Annotated in this window: 23 protein-coding genes; 9 read left to right on the top strand and 14 right to left on the bottom strand. The window is 63.0% G+C overall.

All coding sequences use genetic code 11. The annotated features are described in order from the left end of the window. Positions 1 to 28: 28 nt before the first annotated feature. Complete coding sequence (locus KR767_RS11965) at positions 29 to 703, top strand: TerC family protein (RefSeq protein ID WP_250876472.1); 675 nt, start codon at positions 29 to 31, stop codon at positions 701 to 703. 319 nt (positions 704 to 1,022) lie between these two features. On the opposite strand, the gene KR767_RS11960 is transcribed toward KR767_RS11965, so the two are convergent. The 6 genes from KR767_RS11960 to KR767_RS11935 all read right to left on the bottom strand — a co-directional run bounded on the left by KR767_RS11960 (position 1,023) and on the right by KR767_RS11935 (position 5,863). Next, positions 1,023 to 1,883, bottom strand: coding sequence for a porin family protein (locus KR767_RS11960; protein WP_250876471.1), 861 nt, complete (start codon positions 1,881 to 1,883; stop codon positions 1,023 to 1,025). Positions 1,884 to 2,035: 152 nt separating this feature from the next. Continuing rightward, the gene (locus KR767_RS11955) at positions 2,036 to 3,385 is read right to left on the bottom strand and encodes an acetate kinase (RefSeq protein ID WP_250876470.1); all 1,350 of its coding nucleotides are present in this window, start codon (positions 3,383 to 3,385) and stop codon (positions 2,036 to 2,038) included. 3 nt (positions 3,386 to 3,388) lie between these two features. After that, the gene (locus tag KR767_RS11950) at positions 3,389 to 3,868 is read right to left on the bottom strand and encodes a hypothetical protein (protein WP_250876469.1); all 480 of its coding nucleotides are present in this window, start codon (positions 3,866 to 3,868) and stop codon (positions 3,389 to 3,391) included. Then, positions 3,865 to 4,548 (bottom strand): C39 family peptidase, encoded by a 684-nt coding sequence (locus KR767_RS11945; protein ID WP_250876468.1) that lies wholly within the window; start codon positions 4,546 to 4,548, stop codon positions 3,865 to 3,867. The genes KR767_RS11950 and KR767_RS11945 overlap by 4 nt, the downstream gene beginning before the upstream one ends. Next, complete coding sequence (locus tag KR767_RS11940; RefSeq protein ID WP_243853146.1) at positions 4,545 to 4,883, bottom strand: hypothetical protein; 339 nt, start codon at positions 4,881 to 4,883, stop codon at positions 4,545 to 4,547. The genes KR767_RS11945 and KR767_RS11940 overlap by 4 nt, the downstream gene beginning before the upstream one ends. A gap of 62 nt (positions 4,884 to 4,945) precedes the next feature. Then, positions 4,946 to 5,863 carry a hypothetical protein gene (locus tag KR767_RS11935; RefSeq protein ID WP_166947700.1) on the bottom strand — a complete coding sequence of 306 codons (918 nt, stop codon included), beginning with the start codon at positions 5,861 to 5,863 and terminating at the stop codon, positions 4,946 to 4,948. Between the two features lie 264 nt (positions 5,864 to 6,127). On the opposite strand from KR767_RS11935, the gene KR767_RS11930 reads away from it, so the two are divergent. Then, positions 6,128 to 8,140 (top strand): NADPH-dependent 2,4-dienoyl-CoA reductase, encoded by a 2,013-nt coding sequence (locus KR767_RS11930; protein ID WP_250876467.1) that lies wholly within the window; start codon positions 6,128 to 6,130, stop codon positions 8,138 to 8,140. Positions 8,141 to 8,244: 104 nt separating this feature from the next. Here KR767_RS11930 and prpC read toward each other — a convergent pair whose 3' ends face one another. From prpC to KR767_RS11900, 6 genes are all read right to left on the bottom strand, one after another. Then, positions 8,245 to 9,393 (bottom strand): bifunctional 2-methylcitrate synthase/citrate synthase, encoded by a 1,149-nt coding sequence (gene prpC, locus KR767_RS11925; RefSeq protein WP_166947696.1) that lies wholly within the window; start codon positions 9,391 to 9,393, stop codon positions 8,245 to 8,247. A 12-nt stretch (positions 9,394 to 9,405) separates the two neighbouring features. Beyond that, positions 9,406 to 10,293 carry a methylisocitrate lyase gene (prpB, locus tag KR767_RS11920; protein WP_166947695.1) on the bottom strand — a complete coding sequence of 296 codons (888 nt, stop codon included), beginning with the start codon at positions 10,291 to 10,293 and terminating at the stop codon, positions 9,406 to 9,408. A 247-nt stretch (positions 10,294 to 10,540) separates the two neighbouring features. Continuing rightward, complete coding sequence (gene prpE / locus KR767_RS11915) at positions 10,541 to 12,442, bottom strand: propionate--CoA ligase (protein WP_250876466.1); 1,902 nt, start codon at positions 12,440 to 12,442, stop codon at positions 10,541 to 10,543. A 146-nt stretch (positions 12,443 to 12,588) separates the two neighbouring features. Beyond that, positions 12,589 to 12,885, bottom strand: coding sequence for a hypothetical protein (locus KR767_RS11910; protein WP_250876465.1), 297 nt, complete (start codon positions 12,883 to 12,885; stop codon positions 12,589 to 12,591). Next, positions 12,885 to 13,172, bottom strand: coding sequence for a hypothetical protein (locus KR767_RS11905; protein WP_250876464.1), 288 nt, complete (start codon positions 13,170 to 13,172; stop codon positions 12,885 to 12,887). Before KR767_RS11905 ends, KR767_RS11910 begins: the two co-directional genes overlap by 1 nt. An 857-nt stretch (positions 13,173 to 14,029) precedes the next feature. After that, positions 14,030 to 14,185 (bottom strand): hypothetical protein, encoded by a 156-nt coding sequence (locus tag KR767_RS11900; RefSeq protein ID WP_250876463.1) that lies wholly within the window; start codon positions 14,183 to 14,185, stop codon positions 14,030 to 14,032. A 26-nt stretch (positions 14,186 to 14,211) separates the two neighbouring features. Here KR767_RS11900 and KR767_RS11895 point away from each other — a divergent pair, with 26 nt between their 5' ends. From KR767_RS11895 to KR767_RS11885, 4 genes are all read left to right on the top strand, one after another. Continuing rightward, a complete protein-coding gene (locus tag KR767_RS11895) occupies positions 14,212 to 15,774 on the top strand; it encodes a DUF6531 domain-containing protein (RefSeq protein WP_250876462.1) in 1,563 nt (520 codons plus the stop codon). A gap of 3 nt (positions 15,775 to 15,777) precedes the next feature. Next, positions 15,778 to 18,519 (top strand): RHS repeat-associated core domain-containing protein, encoded by a 2,742-nt coding sequence (locus KR767_RS11890; RefSeq protein WP_250876461.1) that lies wholly within the window; start codon positions 15,778 to 15,780, stop codon positions 18,517 to 18,519. 194 nt (positions 18,520 to 18,713) lie between these two features. After that, entirely contained in the window at positions 18,714 to 18,842 is a 129-nt protein-coding gene (locus KR767_RS21330) for a hypothetical protein (protein ID WP_284732839.1), read from the top strand. Positions 18,843 to 20,466: 1,624 nt separating this feature from the next. Next, the gene (locus KR767_RS11885; protein ID WP_250876460.1) at positions 20,467 to 20,673 is read left to right on the top strand and encodes a hypothetical protein; all 207 of its coding nucleotides are present in this window, start codon (positions 20,467 to 20,469) and stop codon (positions 20,671 to 20,673) included. Positions 20,674 to 20,761: 88 nt separating this feature from the next. On the opposite strand, the gene KR767_RS11880 is transcribed toward KR767_RS11885, so the two are convergent. After that, positions 20,762 to 22,375 (bottom strand): alpha/beta hydrolase, encoded by a 1,614-nt coding sequence (locus KR767_RS11880; protein ID WP_250876459.1) that lies wholly within the window; start codon positions 22,373 to 22,375, stop codon positions 20,762 to 20,764. Positions 22,376 to 22,457: 82 nt separating this feature from the next. Here KR767_RS11880 and KR767_RS11875 point away from each other — a divergent pair, with 82 nt between their 5' ends. The 3 genes from KR767_RS11875 to KR767_RS11865 all read left to right on the top strand — a co-directional run bounded on the left by KR767_RS11875 (position 22,458) and on the right by KR767_RS11865 (position 25,023). Then, positions 22,458 to 23,237 carry a phosphatase PAP2 family protein gene (locus tag KR767_RS11875; protein ID WP_250876458.1) on the top strand — a complete coding sequence of 260 codons (780 nt, stop codon included), beginning with the start codon at positions 22,458 to 22,460 and terminating at the stop codon, positions 23,235 to 23,237. Between the two features lie 68 nt (positions 23,238 to 23,305). Further along, entirely contained in the window at positions 23,306 to 24,253 is a 948-nt protein-coding gene (locus tag KR767_RS11870) for a diacylglycerol/lipid kinase family protein (RefSeq protein WP_250876457.1), read from the top strand. Continuing rightward, on the top strand, positions 24,250 to 25,023 hold the full coding sequence (locus tag KR767_RS11865) for a metallophosphoesterase family protein (protein ID WP_250876456.1): 774 nt from the start codon (positions 24,250 to 24,252) through the stop codon (positions 25,021 to 25,023). Before KR767_RS11870 ends, KR767_RS11865 begins: the two co-directional genes overlap by 4 nt. Before the next feature lie 537 nt (positions 25,024 to 25,560). On the opposite strand, the gene KR767_RS11860 is transcribed toward KR767_RS11865, so the two are convergent. Next, a complete protein-coding gene (locus tag KR767_RS11860) occupies positions 25,561 to 26,367 on the bottom strand; it encodes an SDR family oxidoreductase (RefSeq protein WP_166947678.1) in 807 nt (268 codons plus the stop codon). Positions 26,368 to 26,410 lie beyond the last annotated feature (43 nt).

Genomic DNA, 26,410 nt, shown 5'->3' with positions numbered 1-26,410 from the left:
TGTCTTCAGCGCGCGAAGGACCTGCCCCATGGATTTCCTCACCCCCGAATTCTTCTCCGGCCTGGCGGCCATCGTGCTGCTGGACCTGGTGCTGGCCGGGGACAACGCCATCGTCATCGCGCTGGCGGCCCGCAATCTCCCGAAGCACCTCCAGACCAAGGCCGTGTTCTGGGGCACCTTCGGCGCCATCGCCATACGCATCGCCCTCACCTTCGTGGTGATCTGGCTGCTGAAGCTCCCGGGCCTGATGCTGGCGGGCGGCCTGCTGCTGCTGCCCATTGCCTGGAAGCTGCTGAAGCAGGACGACCACGACCCCGCTATCGCGCCGGCCCCGGGCTTCTGGGCCGCCATCCGCACCATCGTGGTCGCCGATGCGCTGATGGGCCTGGACAACGTGCTGGCCATCGCCGGTGCCGCCAAGGGCCACATGGTGCTGGTAGTGCTCGGCCTGGCGATCAGCGTGCCGCTGGTGGTGTGGGGGTCCACGTTGATCCTGAAGCTCATCAACCGCTTCCCGGTGATCGTCTACATCGGCGCCGGCGCCATCGCCTGGACGGCGGCAAGGATGATCGCGCACGATCACCTGACGGCGCCCTGGTTCGACGCACGCCCCTGGGCCGCCTGGTCGCTGGATGCACTCCTGATAGCCGCGGTATGCGGCGGCGGCTGGCTGACCACCCGCAAGAAGCCCGCACCCCTGTAGGAGCGCGCCTGCGCGCGACCGGTCATCGCGAACATCATTATCGTTTCGATACCAACGGTCGCGCGCAAGCACGCTCCTACAATGCAACGGTGCTACCGGAGGTGTGGGAGCGGATCGCATCCGCGATGGGTGCTCGCGAAAACGCATCCATCGCTCCGCAGGAATCGCCGGCACGGTTGGCTCGCCCTTCGGTAGGCGGGTCGCTGCGAAAACCTTGTCGCGCGCAGGCGCGCTCCTACAGGTCAGCGGTATCCGGTCCGCGCGACGCAGAAAAAAGGCCGCCCGAAGGCGGCCTTTTTGTATCCAGCAAACGAGGCAATCAGAAGCGCAGGCGGACGTAAGCAGCCGGACCGGTGAGCTTCATGTCCAGGTCGAGGTCGTAACGACGCTTGTCCTGGTTGAGCTTGATCTTCGTGTACGCGTACTCCGCACCGAAGCCCACGTTCTGCCACGGGAACCACTCAAGACCGATGGCGGCGTCGTAGATGTGGCCATTCAGGCTGCCACCGTTCTTCTTCACGCCCGACGCATTCACATACATGCGCCACTGGTCGTTGAACGCGTGACGCCAGCCCAGTTGCAGGTTCGGCGCCCAGGCGCTTTCGTTGGCGCTGGCACCATCGGCAAAACCGTCGCCATTGACGGTGGCCGAACCGTAGATGCTCGCGTGCACCTTGTAGTAAGCCGCACCCAGGCCGACGCCGAACACGTCGTTGCCGGTACCGAACCACCACTTGTACGCGGCGCTGCCGAAGGTGAACTTGAGATCGCCCTTCACGCGAGCGGTGGCTTCGATCGGCGTGCCGAGAAAGTTGATGCCATCGGAGAGGGTCTTGGAGTGGTCGCGATCGACTTCGTAGTAGTCGAACGAGAAGCCCTGGTGCTCACCGATGAGGAAGTCGAGACGCACGCGCGGCACGGTCTTGTGCTTCTTGAAGTCGAGGTCGTGCTCTAGATTCAGGTTGCCGCGCGAGTTGAGGATATCGGTGTGGGCACCGATGTTCGTGTCGTTGTTGGTGTAGTAACCACCCACCCACAGGCTGATATTGTCCAGCGCGGGGGACTGGGACTTCTTGGCGTAACCACTGTCCTGCGCATGCGCAGCGGCACCGAAGACAGCGAGTGAAGCGAATGCGAGGCCAGCCGTGGCCTTGCCGAAACGATGGTGACGAGTGCGCATGTAAGAAAACTCCCTGCAGGTTTTTATAGTGTGTGTTCGAACCCCCGTTTGAAATCTTAACGAGCCCTTATGTGTGCAAGACGTGCACGGGAACTTGCGAGTGTTGCAAAATCGTTCAGTGAATACATTGTGAAAACATTGCGCAGATGCATTCACAACGTTATAGGCAAGCGCACCGTCACCGTGGAATCCGGCGTATCGCGAGTCACGCCAACGCCTAGCGTCACGTTCAGTGTTTCCTTGTCGTTGAATCGATAGGAGCCACCAAGCAGCAACGAACCGAGCGTCACGCGTGCCGAACCGGGCACGGAATTTCCGTTCTGCGTGGTGCGGCCGACGAAACTCTGGTCGTAACCGATACTGATCGAGGCCTTCTCGTTCAGCGAAAGCCCCATGCCGACGCTCACATCGGCAATATCGCCCGCCTTGACATTGCCGAGGAACTGCTTGCCCTCCAGCAACACGTTGCGGCTCACGTTGTGGCGTTCGAAGTTGTGCAGATAACTCACGTTGCCGAAGAACACGACCGGATCAGACGGGTAAAGCCACGTCACACCCGCCTGTGCCGAATAAAATCCGCTACCCGTGGGACTCTGGACAGGCAGGCCCGTGCCGGTGAAGTTCTCCAGGCACCGCGTGATGCAATCGGTCGTCACCTCGAATGGATCGCGACCGGTTCGCGACTTGGCACGCAACCAACCCACGTAGTACGGCTTGTCGGCCCCGCCATCGTTCAGCTGGTAGCGCAGCGTCGCCTCGATATCGCCGATGCCCTTGCTGCTGGTGGTGTAGAGACTGTCCTGCGCCGTACCGGTGAAGATCTCACGGCTGATCGTGTCGGTATGCGTATCCACATACGGGATGCGAACCTCAAGCTCCATGCGATGGGTGAGGCCATAGCGAAATGCCACCGCCGCCGTCTGCGTGGTGGTCTTCACCTGACGCACGTCGATGAGGCCGATAAGAATGGCCGGGATCACCGTATAGCCCACCAGCGCCACGCGGTCGGCCGATGAATAGCCGTACTGGTAGGAAGGCTCGACGATCAGCTTGCCGCGCGGCGTGAGCACGCCGGGCTGGTCGAAGATCGGCGCCACCTCGGGCGGTCGCTCGTCTTGCTCAGGCCGCCTGCCAACAGGACTGGCTGCAACGGCCTGTACAGGCGATCCGACCGGCGGAGGATCACCTGACGCCGTTGCCACGGCGGCCGAACCACCGCGCGCATCGTCCAATGCATTCAGGCCCACCGCCTTGCGCAGGTCGGCGTACTGTGCCTCCTGCGCGGAAAGATCCCGCTTCATCTGCTCCAGCTCGGCCAACTGCTCGGCCATGCGACTTCGCATGGCATCGAGCTTGCGCCCCTGCGCCTCGATCTTCTCGCGCAGCGCCGGATCGATACTGGCGTCCTGCGCAAGACATGCGCCGATCCACATGGGCAGTACCGCAAGCGAAAACACGCCCGCGCGCCTGCCCGCCTGCATCACCCTGCCATTGCGATACATGGGTTAGTTCCCCCGGAACTGGATCGTCGCGTCCTGTATGGCCTCGCCGAGCCGCAGGTTCTGCAGCATGCGTGCACTGTTCACCGATGCGTCGATCGATGTGGTGGCCGAGATGGCCTGGTTGTTGAGTGAGTTCTGGATGACCAGCGCACCGCTGGAACTGCCCAGGTCGGTGGATACGCCACCGATGCCGGTGGTGATCGTGGTGGCCCGTAGTGCATCGGACAGTGCCGTGGCCTGATCCGTGGTGATGTGGGCGATATCCGGGATCGATACGCTGTTCTGTATCACTTCCATGCCGTTGACGAGCACGGTGCGCTGGAGTGAGAGCGACGCGAGTACATCGTTTCCCAGGTCCATGCCGCCGCGCACCTGGTCGAGCGCCGCATCCGGCAAGGCCTCCTGACGAGTGAAATCGGCGGCCCGCAACGGCAGGCTTGACGCCACCAGCACGACACCGACGACGAGCACGCGCCTGTTCATATATCCCCCGGTCCACGCTTGGGCATCACGATGGGAGCGAGACCGTTGCGTTCGATGCCCTCGCCCAGCGGCGCGGCAGGCGCCACCGCCCAGTCGCGAGGGCTGTTGAAAATGGCGCGGTCGCGCTGGTTGTGGATCACGAAGACGATGCGGTTCTTCCACAGGTCGTCAAAGCGACGCTGCGACATCGAGCGTGTGCCGCGCGCCGGATCGCCGATGAGCACGCGCCCGTTGCGGTAGCCCTTCACCACCACGAAATGGTGGTAGCCGCGTTCGTCGATGAGGACGATGGCCGGCATGCCCTCGTCGTCGAGCTTCTGCAATGGCACGGCGAAACCATCGGCATCGAAGCCGCGCGAGGCGAGGAAACGCTTGATGTCCAGCAACGAGAACCCTTCCCGTCCGATTTTCGCCCGGTCGCCGTTCTCGTACATCATGTCGAACGCCGCCTGCTCGTCGACGGGATACGCGTACTGATAGGTGAGCAAGGTCGCGACGGCAGCAGAGCCGCAGCTGAAGTCGTATTTCTGCCGGATGGTGTTGCGGAAACGCGCTTCTTTCAGGCTGGTCAGGTGCAGCGGATACGACGTGCCCGGCGAGGTCTGCACCTCGGCCCGCCCTGCATGGCTGGCGGTCGCCACCATCAGCAGGGCCAGGCCGAGCATGCCCTTCGCTTTCACGGGACCATCCTCACCGTCACGATGGTCGCGTTCTGGATCAGTACGTTGTTGCCCGAATTCTGGATCACCGTAGGCAGGCCGGCTGCCCCGCCGAAGGCGCTGCCGGAAACCAGGTTGCCCCCGCTGACCGTGTTGTTCGCCTGGTTGTCGTTCACCGCGCCGGTAAGCGCCTGGGTGTTGATGTTGTTCGTGGTATCGCTGCCGCCGCACATCGTTGCCAACTGGCTCACCGGTACCGGCGAGCCCAGCGTGACGGGCGGAGGGCTCTGGCCTGCTGCCGCACCCATGGCGAACAGGGCCAGCACGGCGGTGCATGCTTCGCGGAACCTTGGCATGGCATACCTACCTCCACGTCGCCACGGGGCGGCATGCGCCCCGTGGTTTCGTGATCAGGGTTTCAGTGGGCGTTGACGTTGGCCTGCACGTTCACGCTCTGCTGGATGAGCGAGGCCGCGCCGCTGTTCTGGGCAAGATTGAAGATGCCCGCCGCACCGGTACCCGCGCTGCCGGCGTTGTTGGTCACGGTGAACGCACCGGCTGCCGCCGAGGCCGAACCACCGGCACCGCCCGCACCACCGCTGGCGCCGCTGCCCGAACCACCCGAGCCGTTGCCGCCCGCCGCGCCGGCACCGGCTGCACCGGAACTGGCCGTGGCTTCGCCACCCGCACCGCCGTTGGCTGCGCCACCGGTCGCGGTCGCCGTGGCATCGCCTGACGTGCCCGCGCCGCCGCTGCTGGCGCTCGCGCCACCCGTGCTGGCCGATGCACCACCCGAGGGCGCGCCACCGCCTGCGCCGCGCGAACGAGCGCCACCGCCGTCGCCGGAGGCCGCGCCACCGTTGCCGGAGGCGTTGCCGCCTGCCGATGCCGTCAGCGATCCGGCATCGCCGCTGCTGCTCGAACCATCGCCGCCCACCGCGCCACGTGCCCCGGCCCGGCCGCTGCTGCCGCCGTTGCCGCCGTCGCCGCCCGTGCCCTTCGCACCGTAGCCGGCGCCGCCTGCACCGCCGCGTCCGCCGCTGGCGTTGCCGGCATTGGTGGCGACGTTACCCGTGGGATTGACCGTGATGTTGGACACCGTGCCGTTGAGCGTGCTGTTCGCCACGGCCGTGGTGGAGTTGAACGAATCGCTGGTGGTGTTCGTGGTGGTATTGGTCGTCGTCGGAGTAGACGTGGAGTTGTCCGTGTACTGCACGGCGATGGACTTGCGCTGGGCAGATGCACCGGACGATCCCGTCTGGGTATCGTCGGCCATGGCCGGCAAGGCAAAACCGATGGCGAGCAGAATCGCCGAGGCAATAAGCGTCTTACGCATGGAAGAGTCTCCTGTGAGCGATGCGAATCCCCTGTTTCGAATGGCCGGGTGCCCTGCCGACGCGCCGGTTGAGCCAACCGAGCAAGTTGCATGCCTTTCGCAGGAAGCCGCTGCACCCGCGCCAGAGCGCCCTTTGCATGCCATGGCGGCCCCCCGCCCTGTTAACGCCCCGATACAGCGCGTAACGCCCGTGCTGCGGCCGCCCTTGCCCCGGCGACCGGTTACGGGGATCATTCGAACGATCGTTTGAACCGGATCCGTCCCGTGGCCTACCCAAACCTGCTCGCTCCGCTCGACCTGGGTTTCACCACCCTGCGCAACCGTGTGCTCATGGGCTCCATGCACACGGGCCTGGAAGACAAGGCCGCTGACTACGACAAGCTCGCCGCGTTCTTCGCCGAACGTGCCCGTGGCGGCGTGGGCCTCATCGTCACCGGTGGCATCGCGCCCAACCTGCGCGGCTGGCTGAAGCCGATGTCGGGCACGCTGGCCATGCCCTGGCAGGTGGCGCGCCACCGCAAGGTCACCCGCGCCGTGCACGCCGAAGGCGGCAAGATCTGCATGCAGATCCTGCATGCAGGCCGTTACGGCTATCACCCGCTGTCCGTGGCGCCGTCGCGGATCAAGTCGCCCATCACGCCGTTCACGCCACGCGAACTGAGCGGCCGCGGTGTCGAAGGCACCATCAACGCCTTCGTGCGCAGCGCGAAGCTGGCCCGCGATGCCGGCTACGACGGCGTGGAAGTGATGGGCTCCGAGGGCTACCTCATCAACCAGTTCCTGGCGCCGCGCACCAACCTGCGCACGGACCGCTGGGGCGGTTCGGCCGAAAACCGCATGCGTTTCCCCGTGGAAATCGTGCGCCGCATGCGCGAGGCGGTGGGCAAGGACTTCATCATCGTCTACCGCCTGTCGATGCTCGACCTGGTGGACAACGCCCAGCCTTGGGACGACATCGTCACCCTCGGCAAGAAGATCGAAGCGGCCGGCGCCACCATCATCAACACCGGTATTGGCTGGCACGAAGCCCGCGTACCCACCATCGTCACCAGCGTGCCGCGTGGTGCCTTCAGCTGGGTCACCCGACGACTGAAGGGCGAAGTGGGCATTCCCCTGGTCACCACCAACCGCATCAACATGCCGGATGTCGCCGAGCGCATCCTCGCCAACGGCGATGCCGACATGGTGTCCATGGCGCGGCCGCTGCTCGCCGATCCGGAATGGGTGAACAAGGCCCGCGCAAACACGCCGCAGGCCATCAACACCTGCATCGCCTGCAACCAGGCCTGCCTCGATCATGTGTTCGAGAATCGCCGCGCCTCGTGCCTGGTGAATCCGCGTGCGTGCCATGAAACCGAGATCACCATCGTGCCGGCGACCGCGAAGAAGCGGATCGCCGTGGTGGGCGCCGGCCCGGCCGGACTGGCCGCTTCCACGACGTTGGCCGAGCGCGGACACGCCGTGACGCTGATCGACCGCGCCAACGAGATCGGCGGCCAGTTCAACATGGCCAAGCGTGTGCCGGGCAAGGAAGAATTCCACGAGACACTGCGTTATTTCCGCCATCGTCTCGATGCCACGGGCGTGGATGTGCGCCTGGGCACCACCGCCACGCCCGAGACACTGGCCGGTTACGACACGGTATTGCTCGCCACGGGCGTGTTGCCGCGTGCGCTCGACATCGAGGGAGCAACGCATCCCAAGGTGCTCTCTTACCTCGATGTCCTGCATGGCAACGCGCCGGTCGGCCATAAGGTGGCCGTGATCGGTGCCGGTGGCATTGGCTTCGACATTGCCGAGTTCCTCACGGAGGCCGCGCCCTCTCCCACCACCGACGTCACGCGTTGGACGAAGGAATGGGGCGTGGACATGACGATGGCGACGCCGGGCGGCCTCATGCCGGCGCACCCGGAGAAGCCGGAGCGCCAGGTATGGTTGCTCCAGCGCACGGCGGGGCGTCCCGGTGCGCGGCTCAACAAGACCTCAGGCTGGGTGCATCGTGCCACGCTGAAGAACAAGAAGGTGCAGATGTTCGGTGGTGTCACCTACGAGCGCATCGACGACGACGGCCTGCATGTGAGCATGGATGGGCAGAAGCACGTGCTGCCGGTGGATAACGTGATCGTCTGCGCGGGGCAGGAGCCGAACCGCGAGCTGCATGATGCGCTGGCGGGGCGTGGGATGGACGTGCGCCTGATTGGTGGCGCCGATGTGGCGGCGGAGCTGGATGCGAAGCGGGCGATCGACCAGGCGACGAGGCTGGCGGCTTCGATCTGAATCCGGTCGCGCGCGAGGCGCGCTCCTACAGGGTTACCTTGTAGGAGCGCGCCTTGCGCGCGACCGGTCCAGAGCGCACCCTGATCCGTGCGCTCGCTAGCGAATCAACGCTTCTCGATCGGCACGTAAACCTGATCTTCCGGCCCCGTGTAATTCGCGCTCGGACGAATGATCTTGCCATCCTGGCGCTGCTCGATCACATGCGCACTCCAGCCCGACGTACGCGCAATGACAAAGAGCGGCGTGAACATGGCCGTGGGCACACCCATCATGTGATAGGCCGATGCCGAGAACCAGTCGAGGTTCGGGAACATCTTCTTCAGTTCCCACATCAGCTTCTCGATCTTCTCCGACACCTCGAACAGACGCGGGTTACCACCATCGGTGCAGAGCTTGCGCGAGACTTCCTTGATGATCTCGTTACGCGGATCGGACACGGTATACACCGGATGACCGAAGCCGATAATGATTTCCTTGCGCTCCACGCGCGCACGGATATCGGCTTCCGCCTCGGCCGCATCGCGGTAACGGGCAATGATTTCCATCGCCACTTCGTTAGCACCGCCATGCTTCGGACCACGCAGCGCACCGATGGCGCCCGTGATGGCCGAATACATGTCGGAACCGGTACCGGCGATGACGCGCGCGGTGAACGTGCTGGCGTTGAACTCGTGCTCGGCATACAGCACCAGCGAGCGATCCAGCGCATGCGAATGCAGGTCGCTCGGCTTCTTGCCGTGCAGCAGGTGCAGGAAGTGCGCAGCGATGGAATCGTCGTCGGTTTCCGTCTCGATGCGCTTGCCGTTGTGGCTGAAGTGGTACCAGTACAGCAGCATGGAGCCGAAGCTGGCCATCAGGCGGTCGGCAATATCGCGCGCGCCAGTGAGGTTGTGGTCTTCCTTCTCCGGAAGCACGGTGCCCAGCACCGAGGCACCGGTGCGCATCACGTCCATCGGGTGGGTCGCGGCCGGAAGCAGTTCCAGCGCGCCCTTCACCGGGGCCGGCAGGCCGCGCAAGCGCTTGAGCTTGGCACGATAGGCGTTCAGCTCCATCCAGTTCGGCAGCACGCCGTGGACGAGCAGGTAGGCCACCTCTTCGAACGAACCCTTGGCCGCGAGGTCGTGGATGTCATAGCCACGGTAGTGAAGATCGTTGCCGCTGCGGCCGACGGTGCACAGCGCGGTGTTGCCGGCTGCCACGCCGGAGAGGGCGACCGACTTCTTCGCCTTCGGCTGGGTGGTGGTGTCGCTCATGCGTGACTCTCCTTAACCCTTCTTCGAGAAAAGAGCGTCGAGACGACGCTCGTATTCGTGGTAACCGATCCGGTCGTAGAGCTCTTCGCGCGTCTGCATCGTGTCGATGACGTTGCGCTGGTGACCGTCGCGGCGGATGGCGGTGTAGACGTTTTCCGCGGCCTTGTTCATGGCGCGGAAGGCAGACAGCGGATAAAGCACGATGCCGACACCGACGCTGCCGAGCTCTTCGGTGCTGAACAGCGGGGTCTGGCCGAATTCGGTGATGTTGGCCAGCACCGGCACCTTCAACGCATCGGTGAAGCGCTTGTAGGTGGGCAGGTCGTAGGCGGCCTCGACGAAAATCGCATCGGCACCGGCCTCGGCGCAGGCGATGGCGCGCTCGATGGCGGCTTCCACGCCGTCCACGGCGATGGCATCGGTGCGGGCGATGAGGAAGAAGTCCGGATCGGTCTTCGCATCGGCGGCCGCCTTGACGCGGTCGGCCATCTCGCCGGCGCTGACGATTTCCTTGCCCGGCCGGTGACCGCAGCGCTTGGCGCCCACCTGGTCCTCGATGTGGCAGGCCGCGGCCCCAAACTTGATGAGGCTCTTCACCGTGCGCGCGATGTTGAAGGCGCTGGGGCCGAAGCCGGTGTCGATATCCACCAGCAGCGGCAGGTCACACACATCGGTGATGCGGCGCACGTCGGTGAGCACGTCGTCGAGGGTGTTGATGCCGAGATCCGGCAGGCCCAGCGAGCCGGCGGCCACGCCGCCGCCGGAGAGGTAGATGGCACGGTAACCGGCCCGCCTGGCCAGCAGGGCGTGGTTGGCGTTGATCGCGCCGATCACCTGCAGCGGCTTCTCTTCCGCCAGCGCGGCGCGGAAACGGGCGCCGGGCGAGGTTTGCTGTGCCATGGAACTCTCCGCGTAAAGACCGCCATTTTAGCGCGAAGGAGTGTTTAAGCCTTGTTGCGGTGCGGCTAAGCCTTGGGAGGCACGGGCAGATGGAGAGTCGCCGCCCGGACGGTCGCGCGCGAGGCGCGCTCCTACACAAGCTGCCCTGCCCGGGCGTGGTCGCGCACATGCCGTCGTGCCCGGGCGTGATCGCGCACACGCCGTCCTGTAGGAGCGCACCTTGCGCGCGACCGGCGAAGCCGAACACCTACCGACGCTGCCCACAATGCGGCCCCGCCTCCACCGCCCGCCGAATCCCCTCCAACGCCCCCGGATCATCCAGTGTCGAAAGATCTCCCGCCTCCCTCCCCTCAACGACCGCCTGCAAGGCGCGCCGCAGCAGTTTCCCCGAGCGCGTCTTGGGCAACGCACCCACCACATAGATACACCCCGGCCGGGCCAGAGCCCCCAGCAACTCCACCACCCGCTGCTCCATGGCCCTCGCCGCCTCGCCCGCATCGCCACCGACATCCTGCTTCAACGTCGCGAACACGGCCGGCACCTGCCCCTTCAACCCATCGGCCACGCCCACCACCGCCACCTCGGCCACCGCTGGCAAGGTCGCCACCGATTCCTCGATTTCCCGTGTCCCCAACCGATGCCCCGCCACGTTGATGACATCGTCCGTGCGCCCCAGGATGAAAATGTACCCGTCGGCATCGCGCACCGCCCAGTCCAGTGAGCTGTACAGCAGCTCCTTGAAATGCCCGAAGTAACTGCGTACGTAACGCTCGTCATCACGCCAGATCGTCGTGAGACAACCCGGCGGCAACGGCGGCTCGATCACCAGCACACCCTTCTCGCCCGGCGCCTTATCTTCACCGGTGGCATCGTCGATCACCCGCATGCGGTAACCGAACGTGGGAAAACCCGGCGAACCAGACCTGACCGGCTTCAAATCCAATCCCGGCATCAAAGACAACGCCGGCCACCCTGTCTCGGTCTGCCAGTAGTTATCGATAACCGTCTTGCCCGTGCCTTCAGTCAGCCAGTCATACGTCGGCTGGTCCAGCGGCTCACCCGCAAGAAAGATCCACCGCAACGCCGACAGGTCGTACCTGCGCAACCACGCCTCGTCCTGCTTCTTCAGGATGCGTATCCCCGTCGGCGACGAAAATACCGTGCGCACGCCATAGGTTTCGCACAGGCGCCACCAGATGCCGGGGTCAGGATTCGTAGGCAGGCCTTCATAAAGAATCGCGGTACAACCACCGATCAGCGGCCCATACACGTTATACGAATGCCCGACGGCCCAGCCCACATCCGACGTACACAAAATCGCCTGCCCGGGTTGCAGATCGAAGATCGTGGTCATGGACAACGCCAGCGCCACGGCGTAACCACCGACATCGCGTTGCACACCCTTGGGCCGCCCCGTCGTACCCGACGTGTAAAGCAGATAGCTCGGCTCGTTCGATTCAAGCCATTCCACCGGCACAACGGCATCAAGATGCATCTCGCGAAGTGGCACGTAGAGCACATCCCTGCCCCCGGTCATCTGCATGCCGGCATCCAGTCCACGATCCACCACCAGCACATGGGCCGGCGGTGTATTCGCCTCAGCCAGTGCCGCATCCACCAGCGGCTTGTAAGGAATGACCTTGCCACCGCGCATACCCGCATCGGCACAGATCAGCACTACGGGCTCGGCATCGTCGATGCGCATGGCGAGGTTATGCGCGGCAAAGCCACCAAACACGACGGAATGAATCGCCCCGATCCGCGCACAGGCCAGCATCGCGAACACTGCCTCGGCGATATTCGGCATATAGATCACCACACGATCGCCCCGCTTCACACCCAGTGCAAGCAGCGTCGCGGCAAATGCATTCACCTCACGATGCAGTTCGCGATAGCTGATCTCACGGGTGACCTGCGTTTCCGTGGACACCGCCACGATGGCGAGCTGGTCGGGCCGCGTCGCAAGGTGGCGATCCACCGCGTTATGGCAGAGATTGGTGGTGCCACCAACAAACCAACGGCGAAACGGTGGGCGCGAAGCATCGAGTATCTGCCGGGGCGGCTCCTTCCAGTCGATGAGCCGGGTCTGCTCCGCCCAGAACGCCTCGGGCTCATCCACCGACCGCCGCCAGCTCTCCTCGTAACCCATGCGCCGCCTCCGCTACAGGATAAGAATCCCGAGGGTAGCCCACAGAGATCACGCCCGCCTATGGACCATGGTCGAACCCCGCTTTTGTAGGAGCGCGCCTCGCGCGCGACCGCCCCAATAAAACCGTATTGCCCCAGCCACCCCACCTACAACCGGGAAACCAGACAAAACCCCAACGCCGCCGAAGTCGTAAGCGACAACCCGATCCCGGCCGACATCAGCACACCCAAGGCCACACTCTCCTGCGGATCAATCCACACCTCAGTCACAAGGTCCAGCAACGCCACCGCTGCCACCAGCGCAAAACCAAACGACACCACACAGAACTCACGCGCGCTGCGACAGGCATGGGTAACCCCATGCATGCGATCGAGGTAAACCGCCACGTTCACGGCCAGCAGACCAAGCCCGGCACCCGTAATGGCAGTGACAGGCAGATCCATCAATCACCTCCCGTCATCTCGCCGGCCTGTCGCACATAGCGACACTTCACCTGCCGTATGCAACTTTCACTCTGCCGGATCAGCAACGCCACCGTACCCAGCATGCAAGCCAGCTGATGACGATCCGGCGGTTCGGGATCGGCCGCCATGTCAGCCAGCACCTCATGCATGCCACCCACATACGTGAGCCAGTCGCCGATGAGGTCGAGCAGGGATTCCACCGTGGCCTGCGGGTCGGGACAAAACGGGGCCATGCCGATGCCCATGCTGCTGTTCGAGTCAATCATGAAGACACTCCTTGTGGTGCGCCCGTATCGAGGCGGGGCATGCCTCCCGGCATACCCCTCGTCACTCGAACGATGGGAAGCGTTTCCCACGGCCGTTCCTCCACGGAACGATCGGGCGTCAGGGACAGCGTATGAAAGCGGCGTCAGCCGGCCGGGACCGGCCACACGGCTACGCGCCGGGTGGCAACGGCGAGGAACCTTCTCATGGACACGGCGGACGTCGCGTGGGGTCAGACGCGGCCGGAAGCGCTCCGGAACGCGCGATCGCTACCGTGAGGGTGCCCGCATAAAAGCGGAGGGGGTGGGAATGCCGTAAACTTCGACATAGCTCTGGTCCTTGTTGCTGCAAGGTTGGAGTCAGTGGCCGTTCGGGTGTTTCCAGCACCCGGGCGGCCATGCTTCTCACCGCAATGGTGAGTGACGGTTGCCTGTGCTTCTTCTCTTGCGTCCGATCCACAGGCAACGAACGCACCCTATCAGATCAATTCCATCATGTCTGTAGGATCGAGTCCGAAAAACCACCCCAAGTTGCACGCACCCCTGTAGGAGCGCGCCTCGCGCGCGACCGGCCACGCATCAACACAGCGATGACTCCAAGCGCATCGCATCATCACCATCGCGATGCATCGATCATTCCGCACGTATCGCCTCGCACATGTCGCGCGCGAGGCGCGCACCTGCAACTGCGCTTGATGTGATCGGTATCGCGCTACCACCTCATCAACGACACACGATCGCCTCAACAACGACACGTTTCCTGTCCATCTTTCTCAAGACGAAAACCCATCACGCGTGATCTCATGCGAGCCCCGCCGTGCGGGCTCGCCCGCATGGACGCAATGGGCAGAGATAAGCATTCAATCTGCCGTTTTCGCGTGACTCACTAAAATCATCACTGCGAAACTAGCCATCTTCCACTGCCAGAACGACAGCCAGCCAGGAATCATCACGCCGGCCTGCCCATGCAGGCCCTTCATCGGATCCAAGATGCCACCATCATTCTTCTGATCCACGGATACCGAATCATCAGGGAGAGGTCATGAAGACCACAGCAATCGCCGTATCCATCATTCTGTCACTCGCCAACGTGGCGCATGCCGATGAGGTGTGGTTCGCACTGGATTCCCCATCCTTCCCACCCGCCGACGACATGGCGCATTACCCGTCCGCCGATGCCGCCTGCCAGGCGGCCTACAAGGCCGATGTGGCCAAGTACAATTCGGGCAACTCACACGTCCTTGCCTATGTGGCACCCACCTTCGCACCGATGTCGGGAAACCCGTATCTATACAATTGCGACACCTTGGCGCGGGTGGGCGAGGGAGCGCCGCAACACATTCCCCACATCATCGCCGTCGTCGAAGGCCCCTGCGACGTCGATAAGGTCTTCGACTTCGTCACCGGTGAATGCGTCCTGGATGGTGATGCGCTCGCTCGCAAGCAGTTTGGCGATCCCGATGACGATCCCAACAACGATCCGAACGACTGCCAGGGTAATCCGATCAACGCCGCCATCGGCAACAAGTTCCAGCGCGAGAGCGACTTCGCGGATGCCGATGGCGAGCTGGCCTTCACTCGGTTCTACAACAGTGCCGATGGCCGCTGGCGCCATACGTACAGCGCGAATCTGATCGTAGGCATGGGCGTGGCCTCGCTGACCTTGGACGATGGGCGAGCCTCGCTATTCGCGGTCACGGGCAGCGTGGCGACCGGCGAGTCGTCGGAGCGCGGCAGCCTCAGCCGTTCCGGATCGAAATGGATCTACAGCTCTCCGGCGAACGATGTCTATACCTTCAATGGCCAGGGCCAGCTCACCAGCTACCGCGGCGCCAACGGCCTGACCCAGACCCTGACCTATGGCTTCGATGCCAACTTCAATATCAAGGTCACCGTCAAGGATTCTCGTGGCCATACGCTGGTCTTCACCAAGGGCTTCTCCGAACAGCTGGTCTCGCTGTCCTCGACGGGCGTAAGCGTGACCTATACGTATAGCGACGAAGGACAATTGCAGCAGGCGACACGTAAAGTGCAGGGCAAGACCACGTCGCGGCGCTACGTGTATGAGGATGTCGAGCACCCGCGCTTCCTCACCGGCCTGTTCGACGAGCGGGGCGTGCGCGCCGCGACCTGGACCTACGACAGCCAAGGCCGGGCGATCTCCAGCGAGCACGCCGGTGGCGCCGACAAGACCGTCATTGCCTACGTCGACGACGCCACCACCACGGTCACCAATCCCCTGGGACACGTGGTGACCTACACCTACGGCACGGTGGGCGGTACACGCCGGATGACCTCGGTATCCGGCGAACCGGTGCCCGGCTGCCCCATCAGCAACTCATCCTTCACTTACGACGCACGCGGACAGATCGCCACGCAAACCAATGCACTGGGCAGGATCACCGCGTTCACCTACGACCCCCAGGGACGCATCACGACGAAAACCGAAGCGAAGAGCACCCCCGAAGAGCGCACGATCACCACGACCTGGGACGGCACCAGCTTCCGCCCAGCAACCGTGACCACGGCCGATAGGGTCACGTCGTACACCTACGACGCTAATGGCCGCCCGCTCTCGACCACCGTTCGCTCGCTCAAGGACTGACCGATGACCAAAGGACTTCGCTGGACACCGCTCGCGCTCGCTCTTGTTTCCGCGCTGACCCACGCCGCCACGGCCGACCGCGTCGCGACCATGACCTACAACGCCGCCGGCCTCGTCGAAACGGTAGACGGCCCGCGTACCGACGTGGCCGACATCACCCGTTACACCTATAACGCCCAGGGCCGCCTTGCCACGGCCACCGATGCCCTGGGCCACGTCACCAGCTACGACGCCTACGACCTGTACGGCCATCCGGGCAAGCTCACCGATGCCAACGGCATCGTGACCCTGATGACCTACACCCCCGAAGGCTGGCTGGCGACCACCACCCGGGATGCCAACGGCACCCCGTCGGTCACCACGCTCACCTACGACGCCGTCGGCAACATCATCCAGACCACCGATGCCGATGGCATGACGCTCAAGTACACCTTCGACGACGCCAGCCGCCTGACCGACATCACCGACGGGCAGGGCAACCGGGTGCACTACACCCTGGATGCCGCCGGCAACCGCACGAAGGAAGAAACCTTCGATGCCAGCGGCACGGTCCGCCGCTCGCTCTCGCGCACCTTCAACAGCCTCAGCCAGCTGCTGACCGTCACCGATGCCCTCAACCGCACGGTGCTGTCCTTCGACACCACCGACGGCTACGACGCCGAAGGCCATCCGGTGCATTCGGCCGATGCCAAGGGCATGCAGCGAAAGCAGGGCTACGATGCACTGAACCGCCTGGTCAGCACCATCGACGACTACAACGGCGCGAACCCCGCCACCGCCAACACGACCTCCATCTCCAGTCACGACGCCAGCGACAACGTCACCGGCATCAGCGACCCGGATGGCCTCAACACCCTCTACGACCACAACGGCCTGGGCGACCTGACCGGCATCCACAGCCCGGACACCGGCACCACGACCTTCACCGTCGATGCCGCCGGCAATCGCCTGACCCAGACCGATGCCAAGGGGATCACCACCACCTACGCCTACGACGCCCTGAACCGGCGCACCTCGGCCAGCTATGCCGATACCAGCCTCAACGCCAGCTATCACTACGACGAGGCCAATACGGTCACCGGCTGCGCCGCATCCGCTCCCGTCGGCCGCCTGACCCGCATCGTGGAGCAGGCCGTCACCACGACCTACTGCTACGACGCCCGGGGCAACGTCATCCAGAAGCGCCAGACCCAGGGCGATGCGACGGACACCGTGGCGTACAGCTATACCCTGGCCGACCGCATCCACACCGAGACCCGCCCCAGCGGCGCCGTGGTGACCTACAGCTATGACGCCCTCGGCCAGATCAGCGGGCTCACGGTCACGCCGCCGGGCGGCACCACACAGGCCGTCGTCAGTAACGCGACCTACCTGCCGTTCGGCCCGATCCAGTCCTATACGCTGGGCAACGGCCAGACGATCAGCCGCACCTACGACGCCAACTACCGCATCACCGACATCGTCAGCCCGGCCCTGGAATTGCACTTCATCCGCGATGCGATGGGCAACATCACGGGGGTGAGTGAGGCGGGCACTGGCTCGGAGAGCTATCGCTACGATCCGCTATACCGCCTCGCCAGCGTGGACGACCCGGCTGGGCAGGCCATCGAGGCCTATACATACAACAAGACCGGTGACCGCCTCAGCAAGACGGGCAATGGTCTAGCGACCGGCAACTACGGTTATCAGCCCGGCACCCACTGGCTGACGAGCATCGGCACGGCATCGCGGACCTATGACGCCAACGGCAATACGACAGGCAACGCCTTTGCAGGTGATGCATGGGGCTATGGCTATAACGGCCGTAACCGGATGACGGTAGTGCAGCGTAACGGCCAGATCGTGGGCAGTTACGTGTACAACAGCCTGGAGCAGCGCACGAGCAAGACGGCGGACGGGACGACGACGCGCTTTGCGTATGACGAGGGGAGTCAGTTGCTCTCGGAGGCGACCGAGAGTGCGGCGCGTGACTATCTGTGGCTCGGCGGCATTCCTGTGGGCGTGCTGGACAACGGCGGCGCCGCATCATTGAACTATGTGCATGCCGATGCGCTCGGATCGCCACGTGTGGTTACAACAAACGCCGGTGCAATGGCTTGGCATTGGTCTTACACCAGCAATCCGTTTGGCGAAGCAAGGCCGGTATCGACGACAGGCTACGCGCTTAACCTGCGCTTTCCGGGGCAATACTACGACAAGGAAGCGGGCAAGGCCTACAACTTGCACCGTGACTATGATGCGCTTGCAGGCCGATATATACAGAGCGACCCCTTAGGCCTTTCTGGGGGGAAAAGTACATACACGTATGGAATTAACGACCCACTGACCTACAGCGATACTTTAGGCTTGTCCGTTTGGGTTTGCCGCGATCCCGCATTTGATGGAAAGCTCGGCCCTATCGATCACTACTGGCTGAAGACGGACACGCAGGAAGCTGGAATGGGCACCGCAAAGGCAGGAGCAAATGCGGGCAATCAATATGACTTTATTGGATCACCAGTGGAAACCGTGGACCATGGAACTCGTAGCGCCGGAAGAAGCGCGGAGTGCCGACTTGCACCTGGCGCCGATGAAGCGAATGTAAATAGACTCATATCACCAGGGCGACCACTAGGCCGCTTCATTCCACCGATGAACTACTGCCATTCCTTCGTTCGCGACACACTCGATGCATCAAATGGAGCAGACCCATTTGACCGCCAATCGCCCATCCCTAGCCCCTATATGGCCGATCCATACAAATGAAACTAATCCTCACATCACTAGTCATTGCAACACTTTCGATCGCATCCTGCTCTGGAGCGGACAACAAATACGCACTAGATCATCAGAGTGGGTACGTCTGTCAACAACCCGCAAGAACGGTATATGCCTCCTGGGGACAGGTAGGATTGTCGAAGTCATGCGTAGACGCTGATGGAAAGATCGCTGGCACATTCATGGCTGCAGAATGGGGCCGTATTTTTTCTGTGGAAAATTTCGATGCTGATAAGCAGCACCGCATCTTGGATGTCTACGACGAATACGGAAAAATTTCCCGTCATGAGGTTAAAAGCGGCAACGATTGAGTAGCGATGAATCAGGGGCAAGTCAACCAACTTGGACATCCCGGCGAAGCTGACTCGTCGGCATTGGCGCTGGCTTTGTGGGCACCCCTGGCACAGGGGGTCTACCCATGATATCTCCGTAACCCTAAAAGATCCTCGCTTACTTGGCCTTCGCATAGCATTGATTGGCTTTTCTCTTGGAGCACTGGCTTTTTCGGTTGCAGCATTAGGCCTCATGATTCTTGGAGTTGGCGTTTTTGCACTAGGCTTCTCGACATTCTGCGTAGGATTTGCCGGTCACCTATCAAAAATGAAAAGACATCGTTGAGTTTATTAAATCGTTCGTATTTCTCCACGCACGGAAGCGTGGACACCTACACTGAAACAAGATGTAGTGATACAGCCATCGAAAAATTGACCGCGACTTAGCGCGGGCCAGGTGCTTTCGCCGACACACCCGGTTTCCGCATTGCCTATCAATTCGTTCGCGATTCACGCAGACCCAGCACTACTCACGAGGCCGGATGGTGCACATCCTCAGACCCAGCAGGATCGAAGACGAAAACAGGCCTCAACACTTTGCTCATTCTACCAAGCACCAAAGAACACCTCATCCACCATGGGCACGGCAATGATTCAATGAAAACAAAGGCAAGAACATCGCTGATTACGTTATTCGCCATTGCAGCCATAACGCCAGTATCAATTCACATTTACCAGTGGTGCGAATGGAAGAGCGATGAAGACAAACGCCCAAGACCAACAACCGCAGAGCTTGCAACAGAACTAGCCTCAATACCCGTTGCGGGCCTATCTTTCGGAAGAACGACTTTCGACAGAGTCTCTTCTGTTGGGGCGACCCAAAGCGTAGACACAGAAGTATCCACGACACAAGTCATGGAAAACACAAAGAAGTCCCTCCTTGCTCAGGGCTGGTCGCTAAGAAAAGAGGTGACGGAACCTACGCCTTCAGCATACTTTTGCCGCAATGGAAGGTCTTTCGTTATTGAGCCAATCACCCAGTCTGGCAGGACGTTAGTTGCCATCAGCCTCACATGGACCTTCTATAAAGCGGCCATGAGCTATTGCCCTTGAAATCACGCAAGCGCCGGCTACTTATGCACTCATGCAGCGCCGAGACAGGAACCAATCCAGACTCGGACGAACTTGACCAGGAATCAGTATGCGCGCAATATCATTTTTCTTCTTATTGTCATGCATAACTGGCGCACTTTCTGTCATTTGGGCGGTGATTTCAGCAGTACGGATGACTTGGCAATTCAAGTCATCCTCAGATCGATTCTCTAAAAAAACCATATGGAATCCAATGAATGCACTGCTTTTCCCAAACCTGCTAACCGAAAAAGGCTTAGGCCTAAGGCGTCAGGTTGGCTACGCTCTAGCACTCTTCGCCGGATGTCTTGTTGTTGCTGGCGGCATAGCCCTTCTTGCGAAGTCTATTAGTTAATATTGAGAGCAAATCGGACTGTGGTACTGCAGCCTGATTTTGAGTAAGCCGGCCAGAGCACTGTATTCACAAGTTTACACACCCTCATGGCCCACAGCGATATGGGGTGCAGAGGGAACGACGCCAAAAACGATAACCTCAGGGCTTCGTATTCGCTGCAAGGATCGCGCGGTAGGGGTGCCTACAACAGCCTTTGCCGATCTCGGCAATCCCCTGCGAATATCCGTCGAACTCGTTGAACGCGGTTACGACGCGATCATCAACGGCGCCCAGGGCCCACTGGCCTATGTGGCACGCCTGCATATCGAAGACCATGCCATCGTTGCACGTGACGTGGTATCCGTCATGCTTCCCGGTGTCGCCGAACACACAAGCCACCCCTAATGATCGGAGCGCGACCGCACGCCACCGCTGCGAAGCGCATGATTGGCATGGCTTCGTAGCGGTCGCGCGCAGGCGCGCTCCTACAGGGTTAGGGTTTGGCTTGGCCGGGGCGGGCTACTTCGTACATTTCCCATGCGATCTTTTTCAGCAATGCCTGGCGGTCGTCGCCTTCGGTGTACAGGTCGAAGTGCGTGCGGCCGGGGATCAGGCGGATGTCGCTCTTTGCATGCAGGCCGTCGAGGGTTTCCTTGAGCAGCTTTGCCGGGCCGTCGAGGTAGAACGTATCCGCCGTGCCTACGATCAGGTGGATCTTGCCGTCGAGGTCCGGCTTCAGCTCAGGCCAGTGCGTGCGCAGGCGCTGTGCGATGTCGTAGTGGTCGCGCCAGTAGGAAACCACATTGGCATCGATGGCGCCCGTGTCGCGGTTGAACATGGGCTGCGGCCGGCCGTCGGCGCCGCGCGGCGAGAACACCCACTCAAACGATGCGAGCTGGCCGCCGTAGGGGCCGAGCACACGCTCCAGCTTCGCGAAGGTTTCGAACGTGGCGATCACCTGGCCCTTGTCGCGGATCAGCGGGTTGGCGGAGCCGTCCGGCTTGCGATACATGTTGGCGTTGGCGGCGTAGAGATCGGCGCCCGTGAAATCGCGGAAATCGACCGGATCGGGCGAGGTGGACCACGTGCCGCCGAAGACCTTCGGATAGCGCGTCTGCAACCACATCGTCGCCCAGCCACCGGACGAGTGACCGTTGAGGAAGCGGCCCGTGGACTTTGCATCCATGCGATAGCGCGATTCCAGCCACGGAATGTACTCGGTGGTGAGCGCCTGCCCCCACGGACCGTTGTTCACCGAATCGGCGAACTCATGCGTGCCGGTAGGGCTGGATTCGTCGAGCAACACCCAGATCATCGGCGGCGTCTGCTTGGTTGCCATGGCTTGGTAGACCCCGGCGATGGTGCCCACGTAACGATCGAAGCTGCCCGTGAAACCATGGGTCAGATACACCGTGGGATAGCGCGTGCTGCCGTTGGGATCGTAGCCGGGCGGTGTCACCACCCAGGCGCGCACGGACACCGGGTGTCCCGCGAACGCCGTAAGGGACGGGCTCTGCATGATTTCCGCGTGCGCATGCTGGCGTGCCTCAGGCAGTGCATCGCGCACCGCCTGCGGTGTGCTGGGCGACATCTGCCAGGGATCGCGCGGCGGCACGCCCTTGCTCAGCTTCACCACCGGAAGGCTTGCTCCGGGCGCGAAGTGCATGGGTACCACGTCGCTCACGAAATCGCCCTCATGGCGCGAGTTGTAGTTGTAGTCGTGGGCCACGTCGAGCACGGCCTGCACCACATAGTCACCCGCCGGCAGCGACGAAAACGGCTGCGGGAAGGTCTCGCCATCCGTGTCGATATCCACGGACTGTCCCGGCACGATCCAGCTCACGTTGCGTGCCGCCACGGCCACCGCCGTGGGATGAAACGGATTGATGTCCACTTCCTCGACCTTGCCGTCCTTCGCGGCCTCGCGCGCCTTGTCGGCCGGCATGGCGAACAGCAGCAGGCGGCCGGAGGTGGGCTTGGTGGTGGCTGCGCCATCGAGCGTCACGCGGACGATGCGATGGGCCAGCGGGGCGTCGTCCGCGTGGACGAGCAGCGGTGAAACGGACAAGGTGAACGCTAGCCAGGCGCAGGCGGATCGGGCCTTCATCGTGGTATCCCCTTCATGGGCCGCGAGGGTCGCGGCGTGGCAACATCCCCAGATCGTGCCATGAGACGAGGATCAGACGGAAATGGAAGCGGAATGGATCAGCCGGCATGCACTGTCCCTGTGGGCCGTGCTGCTTGCCGTAGCCCTGCTGGGCGCCGATACCGTGTGGCGGCGCGCCGTGCGCCGACGCGAGGGGCTCGACCCCGTGGCCCGGAGCTTCCTGCGCCCGATGACGGCGCTGGCCGTGGTCGTGGCCACGCTGCTGATCGCCACAGCCATCGGCGTCGAGGTGCGCGAACAAGCCGGCCTCACCGCCTTCGACGCCGCCCTGGCGAGCGACCTGCGCGACAACACCCCGCTACCGGTACTGCGCATCATCGCGATGCTCACCCACACCGGCGACCCCGTCGTGGTCGCCATCGCCGCCGGCCTGGTCTTCGTCACCCTGCTGTGGCGCCGGCACGTCCGGCTGGCCGGTATCTGGATCGCCACGCTCGGCGGCACGGCCCTGATCAACAGTGCGCTCAAGGCCTGGTTCCAGCGTGAGCGCCCGCTGCACGACCACGGTTTCATCACCGAGCATAGTTTCAGCTTTCCCAGCGGCCACGCCTCCGGCTCCATGGTCTTCTACGGGATGCTGGCCTATGTGCTGCTGGTGCTGTGCCCGCCCCGTCTTCACCGCCCCATCGTGATTGCCGCCGTGGCGATGATCACCCTCATCGGCATCTCGCGCATCCTGCTCCAGGTGCACTACTTCAGCGACGTGATGGCCGGTTACGCGACAGGCCTGGGCTGGCTGGCGCTCTGTGTCGGCAGCGCGGAGTACTTCCGCCTGCGCGAAGGCACGAAGGCCGAAACGTAATTTCATGCGACCAACACGTGGGCGATGGTCTCTTGGGCACCCTGAACCCCATCGCCGACGGATAGCGCATGTCCTATGCCCCTCCCCTTGCCATCGTGATGAATGCCGGGTCGGGACGGGGCGATGCAGACACCGCGCGCGATACCATCCGCACCCTGCTCGACGCAGCCGGACGACCGCACCGGTTTTTCCTGATCGACGAAGCGCATGACATCGCGCAGGCCGTCAGCGATGCCGTGACCTACGCCAGACACGAAGGCGGCGCACTGGTAGCCGTGGGTGGCGACGGCACCATCAACTGCGTGGCCGGCGCGGCATGGCGTGAACAGCTGCCCATGGGCGTGCTGCCGCAGGGCACCTTCAACTTCTTCGGCCGCACACACGGCATCTCCGCCGACCCGGCCGAAGCTACCGAAGCCCTGCTGCGCGGCGAACCGATGAACGTGCAGGCCGGCATGGTCAACGACCGCCTGTTCCTGGTGAACGCCAGCCTCGGACTCTATCCGCAGGTGCTGGAAGATCGCGAAACATGGAAGCAACGCCTGGGACGCCATCGCCTCGTGGCACTCTGGTCGGGCCTTGCAACCATGATGGGGGAATATCGCCCGCTGCGAATCGAAGTCAGCGACGGCGACCGCTCACGCCAGCTGCGCACCCCCACGCTGTTCGTCGGCAACAATGCCCTGCAACTGGAAAAAATCGGCCTGCCAGAGGCAAGCGACGTCCATCGCAACGACGGCACGCTGGCTGGCCTGGTACTGAAGCCCATCGGCAAGCTCACCATGCTCGGCCTGCTGCTACGCGGCGCCATCGGTCGCCTGGGCGATGCGGACAATGTGGTGAGCTTCCCTTTCCGCCAGATCGTCGTCACGCCGAAGCGGCACCGCGAAAAGGTGAAAGTAGCGGTGGATGGAGAAATCCTCTGGATGGATGGCCCGCTCGTGTTCCGTGCGGCACCCAGGCCGCTGGTGTTGATCACCCGGGGTGGCCGACAACCCGGGGAGGACCCGGGTTGAGCGTCATCGTCCAGATATCCGATACCCACTTCGGCACCGAACGGCCTGAGGTCGTGCGTGCCCTGCACGATGCCATCGGCCAGCTGATGCCTGACCTGGTGATCCTGTCCGGCGACGTGACCCAGCGCGCGCGACGTGCGCAGTTCGATGCCGCACGACGCTTCATCGATGGCTACGCGCGACCGACGCTCGTAGTGCCGGGTAACCATGATGTGCCGCTGTTCAACCTGCCGGCACGCATCTTCAATCCGTTCGGCGAGTATCGCCGTGTCTTCGGACGTGATCTTCAGCCCATGCACGAACAGGACGATCTGCTGGTCATCGGCGTAAACACCGTCAGGGCAGGGCGACACAAGAATGGCGAAGTTTCGGACAGGCAGATTGAACAGGTCTGTAAACACCTGCGCCATGCCCGGGAAACGCAACTGCGCATCGTGGTCACACACCAGCCGGTACACGTGATTCGCGAGAAAGACATATCCAACCTGCTCATCAACCACGAGAAGGCCATCGACGCATGGAGCGACGCCGGCGCCGATCTCGTGCTGGGCGGACATATCCACCTGCCCTATGTGCGCCACCTGAAAGACAGCATGTGGTCGGTACAGGCGGGAACGGCGTTATCGACACGCATCCGAGAAGGCATCAGCAATTCGTTTCATGTGATCCATCACAAGGGAAGAAGCGCGCAGGTACAGCAGTGGAATTTCAACGAAGGAACACAAACCTTCCACCCCGCCACCACAACAAAAATCGACAAACCCGTGTAGGAGCGCGCCTTGCGCGCGACCAGTTGAATCGAAACGATGAAGATATTCGCAACAACCGGTCGCGCGCAGGCGCGCTCCTACAACAAGCTGCGATCACGTGGGGAGAGGCGGCGGGGGCGGCCCTTGGCGCGACTTGATGGAGGTGAGGGGAGTGGGCGGAAAAGGCCCGAAGGGGACGGGTCAGGATGACCCGTCTTTCTCGCCGAGGCACGGAGGCCGAGTCGAGAAACCCCGCCCGCTCACCGTGCCCGAAGGGGCGTAAGCCATAAGACACTGAGCCGCGCAGCGGCTCCTCCTTTCCCGAGGGACACCGCAGGCCGGCGCGCCAAGGGCCGCACCCGTCGCCTCTGCAACGCCACGCCTCACGCGCCGAGTGCGAGGCCGTAAGGCGAGCCTTTCCTACGGAGCGAAACACCGCATGGGCTGGATTTCTACGGAGCGCAAAATCGCCGATGCGATCGGCTCCCACCCCTTCGGTAGGGAGGCCGCTTTAATCGGTGACGCGGAGTTTCAGACGGTCGCGCGCGAGGCGCGCTCCTACACGTAGTGCATTTTTCTTGCGATGCCGCCGTCTATCGTGAAGTTCTCGCCGGTGATGAAGCCGGCTTGCGACGACAGCAGGAATACTGCCAGCGCGCCGATGTCCGGCGGGATGCCGGCACGGCCTACGGGGTGCTGCGCGTGGTCGGCCGCCGAGAGTTTCGGCTTGCGGCGTGCCGATGGCTTTTTCCAGTCGTCCACCACGATCCACCCGGGATTGATCGCGTTCACCCGCACGGGACCCGCGCTGATCGCCAGCGCATGGGTGAAGGCGATCACACCACCCTTGCTCGCCGCATAGGCCTCCGTATCCGGCTCGGACTGGTGCGCGCGCGACGAGGCAATGTTGACGATGGCGCCGTTCGCCTTGCGCAGCTCCGGCAGCGCATGTTTGCAACACAGGAACGTGCCGCCCAGGTTGGTATCGATGCGCCGCTTCCACTCCGACCAGTCCAGCTTCTCCAGTGGACCGGTATGCGGATCGGCAATGCCAGCGTTGTTCACCAGCCCGTCGATGCGCCCGAAACGATGCTTCGCCACATCGACGAAACGCGTCACGCTCGCCTCGCGCGACACATCCAGCGCGAGAAAGGCCGCGCGATCCCCGGCACCCCACTCATCGAGACAGGCCTTGCCCGCCTCGCTGTCGATATCGCCGATGAAGACACTGCCACCGGCCGCCAGCACCGCCTCCGCGATGCCCTTGCCCACGCCCTGGGCACCTCCGGTAATCAGCACCACCCTGCCCGGCCACTCGCTCGTGGCTGAGGCGGGAACGGGTGCGGCCTGTTTGCGTGCTGGCATGGCGGGAATCCTCCGGCGGGCTGCTGGCGATGGTCCGCGCAGC

The organism is Luteibacter anthropi (assembly GCF_023699965.1).
Classification (GTDB): Bacteria; Pseudomonadota; Gammaproteobacteria; order Xanthomonadales; family Rhodanobacteraceae; genus Luteibacter; species Luteibacter anthropi.
This window is presented reverse-complemented; position numbering and strand designations above follow the sequence as displayed.